This is a genomic window from Sphingomonas sp. 37zxx, assembly GCF_000786205.1.
In the GTDB taxonomy this organism is placed as follows: Bacteria; Pseudomonadota; Alphaproteobacteria; order Sphingomonadales; family Sphingomonadaceae; genus Sphingomonas.
On the sequence record NZ_JROH01000066.1, the window covers coordinates 1 to 13,841 of the forward strand.

Genomic DNA, 13,841 nt, shown 5'->3' on the forward strand with positions numbered 1-13,841 from the left:
GTGGGATTTTTCAGCAGCCTGCTAAAGGCGGTCATCGATAAGGTATCGGAGATAGTCCGCGAGGGAGCTCCCTTGCCAATCACCGATGCGATGACGCCCAGGTCTTGGGCACTCATTACCGGGGCATCCGACGGTATAGGCCGCGCGTTCGCGCTTGAACTGGCAATCCAGGGCTATGCCTGTGTGCTGGCGCGGGAAACGCCGCAAGGCTGGGCGACGTCACCCTGCAGACCGAATTCAGGCCCTTTGGTGGCCATGTCCTGAGCGTTGCGCCCGGACCGACTGCCGTCCACCGTCCCCGCGTCAGCACCTGCTGCGAAGGCCTCCCAGCCGCGCGACCTTCTGGCTCAGACTCCCATTGCATCGACACCAAATCTGTCGCAAATTCTAAGGTGAACAAAGGTTCGCCATGCGAACAATCGGGGGTTTTCATGCTATCGCTTATGCTTGCTGTTGCAGCGACTGTCGGCACCGCTGCAGCGCAAAACCCGCGCGCTGCGGAATTGCGAATGCCGGCGATCCTTCCGCTGGAGCGACGCGCGCAGACCGAAGACCGATGGCTGAAGCAACGGTTCGACACCGTCTTGCCGCAGATCATGCGCCGTGACAAAGTCTCGATGTGGATATTGGTCGCGGGCGAATATAACGAAGACCCGATCGTCGAAACCATGCTGCCGGCAACTTGGCTGCATGCGCGCCGCCGGACCATTTTGGTGTTTTTCGACCCGGGCGAGGGCAAGCCGATCGAGAAGCTGGCGCTGGCGCGCTATCCGGTGGGCGATTTCGCACCGGCTTGGAACCCCGATGAACAGTCCGACCAATGGGCCGAACTCGCCATGATTGTCGCCGCGCGCAATCCCGCGACCATCGCGCTCAACCGTGCCGAGGGTTTTCCGCTGGCCGACGGGCTGAGCGCGACGCATTATGAAGCGATCGTCCGCGCGCTGGGTCCGGATATGTCGAAGCGGCTGGTTTCGCATGAGCGGCTTGGGCTTGGCTGGCTCGAGACGCGCACGTCCGATGAAATGGCGACCTATCCGACGATCTCGCGCATCTCGCACGCGATCATCGAAGAGGGGTTTTCCGAGCGGGTGATCACGCCGGGCGTGACCACGTCGGACGATGTCGTCTGGTATTTCCGCAACCGCATCTCCGAGCTTAAGCTCGACACCTGGTTCCAGCCGAGCGTCGCAATCCAGCGCGCCGATGGCGGCAAGTTCAGCGTGCAGGAAATGGGGTATCGCGGCGATACCGTCATCATGCCCGGCGACATGCTCCACGTCGATTTCGGCATCACTTATCTGGGACTGAATACTGACATCCAGCGGCTGGCCTATGTGTTAAAGCCCGGCGAAACCGAGGCACCCAAGGGCTTGCGCGACGGCATGGCAGCGATGAACCGGGTCCGCGCGGCCACGATCGCCGCGCTGAAGCCCGGCCGCACCGGCAACGAAGTGCTCGCCGGCGCGCGCCAGCAGATCGAGCGCGAAGGCATTGAGGGCACGATCTATTCGCATCCGATCGGCTATCACGGGCATGGCGCGGGCACCTGGATCGGCGCATGGGAAAGCCAAAAGCTGGCACCCGGACGCGGCGACTATCGCATCGACGCGAACACCGTCTGGTCGATCGAACTCAATGCCGAGCATAGGGTGCCCGAATGGGGCGGGCAGAAGGTGCGGTTCATGCACGAGGAAAACGGCTTCCTGGCTCCGGATGGCAGCTTTCGCTTCCTCGATGGCGGGCAGGAAAGCTTCATCCTCGTGCCGCGGCCGTGACGGCGGCCGCATAAGGCTAAGCGTCCCTCCGGCTATTCGGGGCCGATCAGGTGGAACTCGGTCTGGCGGCCGTCGATGTAACGGACCGACTTGCCGTCGAAGAATGCGTCTTCCTCGCTTTTGAAATCGACCAGCTGGTTGTCCCATTCGGGCACCGCGCGCGTGGCCTTCAGCTCGATCGACCACGCAATGTTGGCGCGCAGCCTGTATTCGCCGTTGGGGACGAATTTCTGTTCTTCCGACAGACCGATGGTGCTGCCGGCGGCGTGGCCGTGATAGCCGATCGGATGCGAATAGATGCTTGGGGTCAGCCCTTGCGCGATTGCCCTGGCGCGCGCGCGGTTGAGCACTTCGTTGCCCGTGGCCCCTATGCGGAATTGCGCGGTCACGGCATCCTGCACGCAATTGCTGTCGAGCAGACCCGCCTTCAGCCCGGCGGGCGCGTCGCTCTCGCTGTCGCGCAGCACATAGGCGACATGCTGGGTGTCGGTGTTCAGCCCCAGATAGACGATGCCGAAATCGACGCGCAGCATGTCGCCTTTCTGGATCACGCTGGCCTGCTCGCGCAGCACGCCTTGCGTACCCTTGCGCGTCACTTCCACCGAGGGATGGAACCACGAGCCGAAGCCCAGGTCGTTCACCCGCTGGCGGTACCACCACACCAGATCCTGGTTGGTCGTGACGCCGGGCCGGACGACCTTGGCCGAAAACCCCTCGCCGATGATGGCGTGGGCGGCGCGTACCGCCTCGGCATAGCGCGTCATTTCCTGTGGAATGCGCGTTTCTAGCCAGCCGATCGCCAGCGGATAGCCGGGGACGATCCGGCTGCGCATCTCGGGCGTCATCGCTGCGGTCAGATCGGTATATTGGGTGTGCGTCATGCCGTCGGCAAAGGCGGTCAGCGACGAGGTGTTGACCGCGATCTTGGCCGGATTGCGCTCGGCGATCAGCTCGCGGACGCGCGCCCATTGGTTGGGCTGCTGGTCCATATCCCAGACCGGCTCGTACAGATCGCCCATGCCGTGCTTGCTGACCACCAGCCGCTCGATAAGTTTACCGTCGCCGGGATCGAAGAAGATCAGGATCGTGCGGCGGCGTGCGCGAAGATTGGTGGCGTTGAGCATCGTCGTCATCACCGGATCTTCGAGATATTCCCGCGCGACCAGCACCCACATGTCGATCCCGTTCTCGCGCATCAGCGCGGGCAGGACGGTCTCGAAGCGTTGCGCCAGCCATTGATCGCGCAGTGCTGCCTGTTCGCGCAGCGGCAAAATCGCGGGCATTCCTGGTGACATCGACGCTTCGCTCTGCGTCGGCGTACAGACCGCGGCGTTGGCATGCTGGGCCAGCGCGGCGAGCGTGGCTGCGCTGCCGAGGGTGAGTGCCTTCAAGCGGGACATGCGGTTCCTTTCGAGGGCCTAGCCGACCGGCTGGTCGAGCGAGCCGGGCGGCTGGGTGAAATAGCGGGAGCCGCGATCGGTCATGTAGAAACAGTCTTCGATGCGGACGCCGAACTTGCCGGGCAGATAGAGGCCGGGTTCGTTCGAAAAGCACATGCCGGCGGCAAGCGGCGTGGTTTCGCCATGCACCAGATTGACCGGTTCGTGGACGTCGAGGCCGATGCCGTGCCCGGTGCGATGCGACAGGCCGGGCAACCGGTAGCGCGGACCATAGCCCAGCTGCTCATAATAGCCGCGCACCGCATCATCGACGCTGCCCGCCGCGACGCCGATCCGCGCAGCCTCCATCGCGATTTCCTGGCCGCGATGCATGTTGGCGAACACCTTGCGCTGCTCTGCCGATGGCGCGCCATGGACGAAGGTGCGCGAGATGTCGGCGTGGTAGCCCTCGACCGTGCAGACACAGTCCATCAGCACGATCATGCCCTCGTTCAGCTTCAGCCGTTCTTTGGACCCATGTGGCAGCGCGCTGCCGGGGCCGATCTGCGCGCTGCTCGATCCGCGCTGGCCGCTCAGCCGGGCGATTTCGCCCGTCATGATCGCATTGATTTCGGTGGCGGTCATGCCGCGCTGTACTTGGGGATGTGTCGCGCGATAGGCAGAATTCAGGATGTCGTTCGCGCGCTGCATCAGTGCGATTTCGGCGGGGCTCTTGATGAGCCGCAGCGTGTTGACCACCCCCGCGCCCGACACGGTGCGTAGATCAGGAAGGAGGTTGCGGATGCCGTCGACGATGAAGAAGCGCGCGGTTTCCTCGACCGCCAGCGTGCCGCCGCCCAGCTTCCTGGCCTTGAGCCAATCGGCGATCAGCGCAAACGGGCTTTCATCCTCCTGCCACACCCGCACTTCGCCGTGCACGCCCAGCATCTCGCGGATCGGGGGTTCTTCGAAAAACGGCGTGACGATCAGCACCGGCCCTTCGGCGGGAATAATCGCCGCGGTGGTGCGCTCGCTTCGCCACCAATCGATGCCGGTGAAATAGACCAAGGACGATCCGGCCTCGACCAGCAGCGCCGACAGGTTGCGTCGGCGCAATTCGGCCTGCATCCGCGCCAGCCGGCTCTCGCGTTCGGCGCGGGTGATTGGTGCCGCCGGCGCAATCGCGGGGGATTGCAACGCTGCCGCGATACGCGGTGCCGCCGCGAGGGCAGGGGCGATGGCGGAGAAGCCCAGCACCGCGCGCCGATCGAGCGTCACTTCGCCCGGCTTCCCAGATCGCGCAGCAATGCGTCCCAATAATCGAGCTGGCGTAGATAGCCTGCGATCGGCACGCGCTCGTCGGTGCCGTGCGCGCGGCCATCTTCGGGCATCCGCAGCGGCAGCGCCCCTGCGCCGTAAGTTGGAATGCCGCGCTTGCGGAACTCACGGCCATCGGTGCCGCCCGACGACATGCTGGGTTTCAGCACGACGCCCGGATACACGCTGCGAACCGCGCGCTGGAGCGTCGCGAACAACGCCGGATTCACCGGCGAAACCGGGCTTTCCACCGCATCGCCAAGCAACGCGAAGCCGATCTTGTCGTTGCCGATCGCCTCGGCAAGCTTGGCTTGGACCGCTGCGACCGGGGTGCCCGGGAAGATGCGGCAGTTCACCGTGACGGTGGCGTTCTGGGGCAGGGCGTTGGGGGCATTGCCGGCCTGGAGCATGGTTGCGACGCAAGTGGTTTGCACCAGGTTCGAATATTGCGGGTATTTCTCGACCTCGGCACGCGCGGCCAAGTTGGTCGGATCGGCCAGCAGCGTCGTCAGCGCCGCCCCCAGCGTGCCGCCTTGTTCGGCGGCAAGATCGGCGACCATGATGCGGGTGATCTCGTTGAACTCGACCGGGAAGCGCAGGGCCTGCACCTTCTTGATCGCATCGGCGAGGTCATAGATCGCGTTTTCGGGGCGCGGGGCCGAGCTGTGGCCGCCGGGGTTACTTGCCGAAATGGCGAAGCTGGCGTTGGTCTTTTCCGCCGCCTGGATATTGAAGTCGTATTTGCCGCCGGCGGTCACGCTGCCCCCGCCAGCGTCTGAATTGAGCGCGAACTCAACGCGCGCCACCATCGGATGCGCGATCAGCAGCCGGGTGGTTTGCATCCCGGTTTCCTCGTCGCCCGAAAAGGCCAGCACCAGATCGCGCTGCGGTACGAAGCCTGACTGCTTCAGACGGATGAAGCTGGCGACCAGCGCGGAAATCCCCGCCTTGTTGTCGATCGAGCCGCGACCGTAGATATAGCCGTCCTTCTCGATCGGCACATAGGGATCGGTCGCCCAATTTTCCTTGAGCGCGTCGACGACGTCCATATGGCCCAGAAAGGCGATCGGCTTTGCCTTCGGATCGCGACCGGCATAGCGCGCCACAAGGCCGACGGTCTTTTCCCCGTCGATTTCGATCGGCAGCATTTGAATATCCGCGTCGGCGAAACCTGCCGTGCGCAATCGCGTGGCGAAACTTTCGGCGAGCACGGGCACCTGGCCGCGCCCCTTTGCAGTGGGGGTGGCGATCGCCTCTTCCAGGATCGCGCGTGCCATGGCCCGGTCGGCGTCGGTGACTGGCGGAGCTTTTTGTGCTGCGGCAGGCACTGCCGCCGTGCCGACCGAAGCCAGCAGCATGGCAGCCAGCCGCGTGGCGAATCCGTGTTTCATGCAAACCCCCTCAACCCAAAAAGTCCCCGGGAACCATATCGGTCCCCGGGGCAAGTACCAGTCAGAAGCCGACCGACGCGCTGAGAAACAGATAGCGTCCGGTGGCGTCATAAAATTGCGGGTAGGTGTTGCCGTTGCCGCCATCCTCGATTGCCGCAGTAGTGGTGAGCGGCGGGTCCTTGTCGAGCAGGTTGTTCACGCCCAGCCGGAAGGTAAGCTCGGGGCGCACCGTATAGGCCAACGACACGTCAAAATAGCTGCGCGCGTTGAGCTGCTCATTTACGGCGGCAAAGCTGCCGGTGAGCGCGGGCTGCGAACTGGTCTGCGCGATCTTGACCGCCGACACGTAACGCCAGCTCACCGCCAGGTTGAACGCGCTGCTGGGAGACCAGGTCGTCATCAGCTTGTGCCGCCATTCGGGACGCGGACGACCGCACAGGCCGGCATACAGTCCCTCGCACTCATAGACGTTGCTTGCCGGCGAATTGGGCAGCGGCACGGTATTGTATGAGTCGAGATAGGTGCCGATCAAATTGAAGGCCAGCCGACCGCCACCGATGCCGACATCGTCGAGGTTCATGCGGTAATCGACCGCGACGTCGACGCCCTTTGTCTGGAGCGATCCGGTATTGACGTTGAACCGCTGGAAATAGCCGGCCTCGCCCTGCCACAGCGAGCCTGCCGGGCTGCGCTGGATCTGTTCGCAGAAGAACGCATCGCCGCTGGCAAGGCAGTTGGCCAGTGACAGGTTCGGATTGACGCTGCCGACCAAGTCTTCGACCTTGATGTCGAAATAGTCGACCGAGATGGTCAGCCCGCGAACGAAGCCGGGCTCGAACACCGCGCCCAGCGACAACGTCTTGGCGGTTTCGGGCTGTAGATCGGGATTGCCGCCGATCAGCGAATTGAACTGGCCAGCCGGATTGTCGATGATGTTGCCATATTGCGCGGCGGTCACCCCGGTATTGGCGCATTGCGCGGCGGTAGCGACCGGGTTGGTGCCCGAGCAGGGATCGAACGAACCATCGGCATTCTCGGTCAATTCGACTTCGAACAGTGTCTGGTTGGAGAATAGTTCGATCACGTTCGGGGCGCGGACGGCACGCTGATAGGATCCGCGAAAGCGCAGGGCACTTACCGGTGCCCAGTTCAGACCCAGCTTGTACGTGTGCGTCTTGAAGCCGGTGTCATAGTCGGAAAAGCGATAGGCACCTTCGAACGACAGCAGATCAAAAAAGGGCCGGCTTTCGACCAGTGGCACGTTCAGCTCACCGAAGAACTCCTTGGCCGCAGTCGAGCCGTTGATCGGAAGTTCGGGGCTGGCCGCTGCCTGATAGATTTCATCGGGCTGGTAATCGACGCCGTTCTTGCGGAATTCATAGCCGAAGGCGATGCCGACGCCGTTGTTCGCAAGCGGCGATTGAAAACCATAGTCGGCCAGATTGCCGTCGATGACGCCGACGATGTTGATCAGGTTGGTATCGCCGGTGATGCTCTTGACCTCGGCGACATAGTCGGTCGCTTCCTGGCTCGCAGATGCGCCGAAATAGTCGAGCGGGGCGCAATTGGCGTCGTTGTTATTGGGGTTGGCGTCGGCATTGATCGCGCACACGATCTGGCCCGCCGAATTGCGTACCGCGTTGAAGGCGTTGGCAGTGCGCTGCCGATTGGCGTCGCCCGAGAAGCGGCTGCGATAGCTAACCTTCGAATAAATGCCGTAGACATCATATTTGAACGGCCCGAACAGGTCGCCGCGCGCGCCGGCGACGATGCGATAGGTCTGGTGCTGGATGTCGTCCTGGCGGTTGCCACCCTCGACGTTGCGGCGTGCCACCAGCACCCCTTGCGCCACCGATGCCGGCCCGGTGTAATTGCCCTGCGCGTCATAGGTGCTGGCGGTGGACAGGCCGCGACTGCTGCACAGGAACGCGGCCTGCTGGGCGCTGAGGAACGGGTTGTCGCAATTGATGCCGTTGATGCCGTTGGCGTTGATGTTGATGCCGGCGCTGTTGGTGCCGGGGGCGATCTGCGCCACCGACCGGTCGTCCATGAGGGCGAGTTCGAGATACGGCTTGAAGTTCTCGTTGACGTCGTAATGCGCGGTGGCACCGAAGGAGTAGCGCTCGTCGGGCCGCTGGTAATAATTGTACGGTGCAAAATTATACGTCTGGGTGCCGGGGACAAACGTGCCGTCCGAAACTCGGAACGAGTTGGGCAGCCCCGGAATGCGCCCGGCGTTCGTGAGGTTGGCAGGGGCGTTGGTGCCCGAGCCGCTGCACGAAAAATCGGTGCCGCCCACGCCGGTGCTGCCGAGCGCGCAGGCGCTGTAATCATAGTCGGCCTGTAGGATCGCGTTCACTTTGCGATAGGTCGCATAGGCGGTTACATTGCCGCGACCACCGGCGAGATTGCCGCCGGCGACCGCCGAAATTTCGGTGCTGAACCCGTTCCAGACATTGGTATCGGGCTTGGGATAGGCACCGGGAACCAGCGCGTCATTGCGATCGAGCAGGTCGCGCAGTTCGCCGCGATCATTATTATGCTGATAGCCGCCGACGCTGCCGCTCATCCGGAAGCCGTTGAAATCGTCGATCAGCTTGAAGTTGACGACGCCCGCGATCGCATCCGATCCGTACACCGCCGATGCGCCGCCGGTGAGGACTTCAACCGATTGAATGAGCGGGGTGGGAACCTGATTAAGGTCGGACGGGATATTCTTGGGCGAGCCATAAGGCAGCCGCCGGCCGTTCACCAGCACGAGGGTGCGTGAGGGGGTGAGGCCGCGAAGATCGACCTGCGCGGTGCCGGTGGCCTCATTCGAATTGGCGGCACCCTGCGCCGCGAACACCTGTGGCAATTGGTTGACCAAGTCCTCGGTCCGCAAGATTCCGCGCTGCGCGAATTCTTCGGACGAAATCGTCGTGATCGGACTGACGCTTTCGGCGTTGGCCGAGCTGATGCGCGAACCGGTGATGACGATGCCCTCACCCTCTTGTGCGGCGGGCGAGTCTTCGGCCACCTGGGCCAGCGCCGGCGGTGCCGCGAATGCGCCGATCGCAAAGACCGAACCGAGCAGCGCCGCGCGCATGCTGAATCGCTGATTCATGACGTTATTTCCCCCTGTTGATGTCGGCAGTTGATGCAGCGGCGGCGCTTTGTTCAGCGGTAGCGCCAGCTCGTAAGGTCAGCCCCCGGTGGTGCAGCCGCCTCGATCCGCTTGAGGATTTTGGGCACGTACATGCTGTTGTAGCGCAGCCGGCCGACCGAATTGGGCAAGGTAGGATCGCCATTCCAGCAATGCTCGTCACGGTCACCATAGGTAACCTCGCCCTGATATGCCGGCTGTGCTTTGTTCAGAAAGTCTTCCATCAGATAGACGGCGTTGTTTAGGTAGAAATTGTCCATATCGCCGACGTAGATATGAATCTTGCCCTGAAGCTTGGGGCCGAGCGTATTCCAGTCGCGCTCCAGAATGTGACGCAGGTCGTAATTCTCACGCCAATAGGCGGCGACCTTCTTGTCGATCACCCCGGTGGTCTTGTCCCAGATGCGCTGGGGGTAGCCATCGGCTCCCATCGGCGAATAGACCGCTTCCCAGACATCCCATTGTCCGCCCGATCGCGTCTTGTCGCCGAGCACCGCTTCCCAGCGATTCTCGTCCTCGGCGGTGTAGGAGACGTGGCCCAGATAATCGCGCTTGCCCGGCTTGGCGACGCGGCCGAACGGCCCCTCGCGCCAATAGGCGTTCTTGTCGTCATAGATGTTGGTCACCATCATCTGGCGAAAGTCGATCGGGTCGGGGCAGGCGGCGAAGGCACCGTTATATTCGTCGGGATAGAAAACCTGCGCCGCCAGCGCCTCCCATCCGCCGGTCGAGCCGCCATAGAGGAAGCGCGCCCAGCCCTGGCCGATCCCGCGAAACTGCTTTTCGAGCGCGGGCAGGAAATCATAGGTGATGGCATCGCCATAGGGGCCGATACTGGCCGAATTCACCGCATAGCTGTCGTCATAATAGGGATTGCTGTGGTCGATCTCGACGATCAGCATTCGCGGGAAATCGGGTGACGTCCATTTCTTATAGAAGTCATAGGCTTCCTGCTGTTGCGTGCGATCATAGCAGGGCTCGTTGCTGAAGCGTTCGTTGGGCACGCATTTGATGTCGGCGTCGGGGGGCGTGGTGCGGAAGCCGCCGAAATCGTCGGGGAAATGCCCGTGGAAGATCGCGAGCGGATATTTGGCTTCGGGATGTTTGTCGAAATCCTTGGGCACCAGCACATGGCCACGCATGAAAACGTCGCGGCCCCAGAATTTGGACAGCCGCTCCGACTTGAACTTGAAGTGGCGAATATACTCGCTGTCCCGGGGCTCGGCGATCGGCGGCAGGACGTCGGTGAGCGCGATGCTGATCTCGCCGGATCGCTTGGGGTCGAAGCGTATCTTGATCGGCTTGCTGATGATGTTGCCCGGCTCCTTGCGCCAGTTTTGCCCGGCACCGCGCGCGGCGGGCAGCCTGACGGTCTTGCCATTGGCCAGCGTGAAGCTGGCATATTTGTGCAGCACCGCCTGCGCCGTGTAGGTGCCTGCTGGGATGTCCGACAGGCGACGGCCGGGATAGCCGAGCACGGTGTCGCCGATGACGCGGAACTGGCCTTTGGCGAATTGTTCGACCTGCAATCCAAAGATTTGCGGCGCGTCAAAGTTGGGGTCGACCTGATACCGCGGTTCGGTCGAGTCATCCTTGGTCAGGATCAGGATCAAGCGGCCTTCATAGGCAGTATCCGATACCGGCGCTGCCAGTTCGATCCGGAAATTCTCTGCGCGAAGCGCAGTTGTGCTAAGCGTCAGCGCCGCCATCGCGACACCGACCGCGAATGTAGCTCGCATGTCGATTTCCCCTTTTTCCGGCGACCGTGTTCGGTTCGTCCGGTTTGTAATCTGTGATTTCATCCGCCCAGATGTCAACCGATATTGCGCGCATAGCGCACAAAAGTTCTATGGGTGAACGGACGAGAAGGACTTAAATGCTGAGAACATCGCTTTTTCAGTCACTTTGTGTGTCTTCCGGGAAGATTCGCCCTGCCGCCTACCCGGTGGCGGCGTTCGCACAGCGTACAGAATGGCGGAGCCCGGTGGACATTGGCCCACGAATCATCAATCAATGCGGCATGACTGATACGGTCCTCACCACAGCGAGGACAAAAAGTGAGCAATCTTTATATGTTAGGTGAGCCAGGCTCCATCGATCCCGATGGGCAAGAATCAGACGACAGCGATCGTGATTACGTAAATTCCCTCGCGCGAGGGCTCGATGTGATTTGCGCTTTCACCCGAGTGATGCCGCGAATGACGCTGAGCGAGGTCGCCAAGTCGGTGAATATGTCGCGCGCGACTACGCGGCGCTTGTTGCTGACTTTGGTACGCGAAGGATATGCCGAAAAGAATGATCGAATTTTTTCATTGCGGCCCAAAGTGCTACAGCTTGGTTATTCGGCCTTGTCGTCGGTCGGCATATTGGATGTCGTTCAGCCGATCATGAATGAACTGACGCAGCGGACGCAGGAGTCGATCTTTACTGCGGTGCTGACCGGCGATGACGTGACGTATCTCGCGCGTTCGACGCCAGATCGGGTGATGTCTGTCAGCATCAATATCGGCAATCGGCTGCCCGCCTATGCCGCTTCGACAGGTAGGGTGCTGCTCGCGGGCGAGTCCGATGAAGCCCTGGAGCGTTATCTGGAACGGGTCGACTTAACCCAGCATACTTCCAATACCGTGAACACCAAATCCAAATTGCGCGAAGTCATACTCGAAACCCGGAGCTGCGGCTATTCGTTGGTCGATGAAGAGCTGGAACTTGGGGTTCGCTCGCTTTCTGTGCCTATTCGTGATGCTCGGCAGCGAGTCATTGCTGCGCTAAATGCCTGTTGCCCCGCGATACGCTTCACGGTGAAGGACATGGAGCAGCAGCTGGTTCCGGAACTGCTGAAAGCCGCTGGCCGGATCAACCAGGCGTTTCATGGGTGAAGATGCATGCACGGCAGTGCGGTGTCGCGCTTGTTGCATCCTAACCAGAAAGGCTTGGCCAACCGCCGCCGGGGGCGACTGCTGAGTCGATGACCGATCGGCCTTCGATCGATAAAGAAGGGGTGGGAAAGGGCGGATTCATGCCGCCGAACTCCTGGCAGGCGCGCTCCCATCAGGGCGAGGCGGCAGCTCGGCGCGATATCCCAAACCGTCCGTGCGGGCAGATCGAGCCAGTCGCATTGCTCCATGTCCAACAGTTTGTTTCGGGAAGCGGACCGGCGGATCAAGTCAGTCCGACGAGCAGATGCCGTTCAGGGGGTGCTGCATCAACCCGCAGGTGAGCGACGATGAGGTGCCGGCAGGAGCGTCCGCTAGTTTCGGCAATGCCATCAGGCTCAATGCATAGCCGAGAATGGCGCTGCCACCGTAACCGACCATCGGTGTCGGGTAATTGCCGATGGCTGCCGCCATGATCCCGGCAAGCCAGACGGCACCGAAGGCGGCATAGGTCGCGCGGTTGGCAGAATCCCGGGCCCAACCGGCGATTGCGGGGACGAGGAGCAGGGCCGAGCCACCCAGCACCGCCGCGCCTGCAGCGACATGGATGTCGAACGCCGTGTAAAGGATCTGATCGACATAGGGGGATACCGACAGCGTGTCGGCACGAGCCAGCGTCGCGGCAAAGGCTGCCATACTCGCCGCCAATCCGGTGATGACATATTTGTCGGGGCGCATCATCGTGAGCGTGGCAAGGCTGGCTGCAAGCATCCCGGCCATTGCCCGGTCGGGCTGGATCGCCATCGCTGCGGCAGCAGTGATGATTCCCGCCGTTGTGACCGGATTGCGGCTTCGCGCGAATGCAACGAGCATCACGGGTAGCAGGACAAGGCTTGGTTGGACTGACAATCCGCCTAGGCTCACCCACCGCACCGCGCCATCGGCCTCCATACCTAAAAACGCGGTCGCAAGCAGTGCGACTGCTATCGCAGTGATCGCCCCGCTGACCGATCGACGCTCGCCGGTGATGGCGCGACCAAGCACCGCCAGCGCCGCCAGACCGATAACCAATGCGCCGGCGTTGATGCCGAGATAGCGCGTCGGCGCACCGGCAATCGCCAGGTAAAAAAGGCCCAGCGCGACGGCACCGATCGCGCACGCGATGCCGAGGGCGCGCGGGTTCCGCATGGTGGCGTTGTAGACGTTCATCGTGGTCGAACCTCCAGAAAAGAGCGCGCCGTCGCCGGCTAGCGGGGCGAAGGGATGGAGCAGTTGTGATGCGATCGCGCGCGGCATGAGCCCGCACAGGCTGTCGAGGGCGAACAGCAGTGCCTTGGTGTCGTCTGGGATGCCGGCGGTCTCGCAGCGGACTGCCCATCCCCATGACTGCAATGAAGGCGGCAGCGTCGCTTGCAGGATACGACAAGCGAGATCGGCAAGGCCGCGCCGCAAGCCGCCAGTCATATCGTCGCCTGCTGGCTCGGGGAGGCCGACACTGCCGGCTGCCCGGGGGGATTGGCGCGAGCGAGCTGCACCCCGCTGGCGGTCAGTCGATAGGCATGGCGCGGCGGCCGCCCTCGTTCAGGAGGCTGCTGCCATTCCGCTTCGAGAAAGCCCTGTGCTTCCAGGCGGATCAGCAACGGATAGAGCGTACCGGATTTCACGTCGGCAAGCCGCGCCAGCTCATAGCCGTGGGACCATTCGCCACGGGCATTGAGCAGGATGGCCAGGACCATTCGGGCGTGTGATGAGAGGGTACGGGTTCGAGACATTCTACATAATGTCTACCTAGATAGATTTATCGTCAACCCCTGATTTGATGGTGACGTCGGTGTTTGCGCCGAACCGTCGATTCGATCGCAGGCGGGACAGTTCGCACTGCCAGCGGCAGCCATGGACGACCAGATCGAGTGTCGGATGTCGGAAGGTGAGCACCTCCATCAACCCGGTGATCT

General features: G+C 62.4%; 9 protein-coding genes and 1 pseudogene. 3 read left to right on the forward strand and 7 right to left on the reverse strand.

All coding sequences use genetic code 11. The features are described from left to right. Together QU44_RS18760 and QU44_RS15850 are read left to right on the forward strand one after the other, a co-directional pair. A pseudogene (locus QU44_RS18760) lies at positions 1-264 on the forward strand (hypothetical protein); the annotation flags it as partial. A gap of 245 nt (positions 265-509) precedes the next feature. Continuing rightward, a complete protein-coding gene (locus tag QU44_RS15850) occupies positions 510-1,778 on the forward strand; it encodes a M24 family metallopeptidase (RefSeq protein ID WP_231621777.1) in 1,269 nt (422 codons plus the stop codon). Between the two features lie 32 nt (positions 1,779-1,810). Here the strand turns inward: QU44_RS15850 and QU44_RS15855 are convergent, their stop codons facing one another. The 5 genes from QU44_RS15855 to QU44_RS15875 all read right to left on the reverse strand — a co-directional run bounded on the left by QU44_RS15855 (position 1,811) and on the right by QU44_RS15875 (position 10,749). Then, positions 1,811-3,178, reverse strand: a complete 1,368-nt coding sequence (locus QU44_RS15855; RefSeq protein WP_033923384.1) for a M24 family metallopeptidase — start codon at positions 3,176-3,178, stop codon at positions 1,811-1,813. A gap of 18 nt (positions 3,179-3,196) precedes the next feature. Continuing rightward, on the reverse strand, positions 3,197-4,435 hold the full coding sequence (locus QU44_RS15860) for a M24 family metallopeptidase (RefSeq protein WP_033923385.1): 1,239 nt from the start codon (positions 4,433-4,435) through the stop codon (positions 3,197-3,199). After that, the gene (locus tag QU44_RS15865) at positions 4,432-5,865 is read right to left on the reverse strand and encodes a M20/M25/M40 family metallo-hydrolase (RefSeq protein WP_033923386.1); all 1,434 of its coding nucleotides are present in this window, start codon (positions 5,863-5,865) and stop codon (positions 4,432-4,434) included. The genes QU44_RS15860 and QU44_RS15865 overlap by 4 nt, the downstream gene beginning before the upstream one ends. 61 nt (positions 5,866-5,926) lie before the next feature. Then, positions 5,927-8,971, reverse strand: a complete 3,045-nt coding sequence (locus tag QU44_RS15870) for a TonB-dependent receptor domain-containing protein (protein WP_052134982.1) — start codon at positions 8,969-8,971, stop codon at positions 5,927-5,929. Positions 8,972-9,024: 53 nt separating this feature from the next. Next, complete coding sequence (locus QU44_RS15875) at positions 9,025-10,749, reverse strand: hypothetical protein (RefSeq protein WP_033923387.1); 1,725 nt, start codon at positions 10,747-10,749, stop codon at positions 9,025-9,027. 318 nt (positions 10,750-11,067) lie between these two features. On the opposite strand from QU44_RS15875, the gene QU44_RS15880 reads away from it, so the two are divergent. Next, positions 11,068-11,889, forward strand: coding sequence for an IclR family transcriptional regulator domain-containing protein (locus QU44_RS15880; protein WP_197054358.1), 822 nt, complete (start codon positions 11,068-11,070; stop codon positions 11,887-11,889). 288 nt (positions 11,890-12,177) lie between these two features. On the opposite strand, the gene QU44_RS15885 is transcribed toward QU44_RS15880, so the two are convergent. After that, positions 12,178-13,350: a hypothetical protein gene (locus QU44_RS15885; RefSeq protein WP_231621778.1), complete on the reverse strand. Its 1,173-nt coding sequence runs from the start codon at positions 13,348-13,350 to the stop codon at positions 12,178-12,180. Next, positions 13,347-13,622 (reverse strand): PadR family transcriptional regulator, encoded by a 276-nt coding sequence (locus tag QU44_RS15890; protein WP_231621779.1) that lies wholly within the window; start codon positions 13,620-13,622, stop codon positions 13,347-13,349. The genes QU44_RS15885 and QU44_RS15890 overlap by 4 nt, the downstream gene beginning before the upstream one ends. Positions 13,623-13,841 lie beyond the last annotated feature (219 nt).

What these genes read in the sequence shown, in the direction of transcription:
- QU44_RS15850 (WP_231621777.1), top strand. Translation starts at nt 510, where the DNA reads ATGCCGGCGATCCTTCCGCTGGAGCGACGCGCGCAGACCGAAGACCGA.
- QU44_RS15855 (WP_033923384.1), bottom strand. Translation starts at nt 3,178, where the DNA reads ATGTCCCGCTTGAAGGCACTCACCCTCGGCAGCGCAGCCACGCTCGCC.
- QU44_RS15865 (WP_033923386.1), bottom strand. Translation starts at nt 5,865, where the DNA reads ATGAAACACGGATTCGCCACGCGGCTGGCTGCCATGCTGCTGGCTTCG.
- QU44_RS15870 (WP_052134982.1), bottom strand. Translation starts at nt 8,971, where the DNA reads ATGAATCAGCGATTCAGCATGCGCGCGGCGCTGCTCGGTTCGGTCTTT.
- QU44_RS15875 (WP_033923387.1), bottom strand. Translation starts at nt 10,749, where the DNA reads ATGCGAGCTACATTCGCGGTCGGTGTCGCGATGGCGGCGCTGACGCTT.
- QU44_RS15885 (WP_231621778.1), bottom strand. Translation starts at nt 13,350, where the DNA reads ATGACTGGCGGCTTGCGGCGCGGCCTTGCCGATCTCGCTTGTCGTATC.
- QU44_RS15890 (WP_231621779.1), bottom strand. Translation starts at nt 13,622, where the DNA reads ATGGTCCTGGCCATCCTGCTCAATGCCCGTGGCGAATGGTCCCACGGC.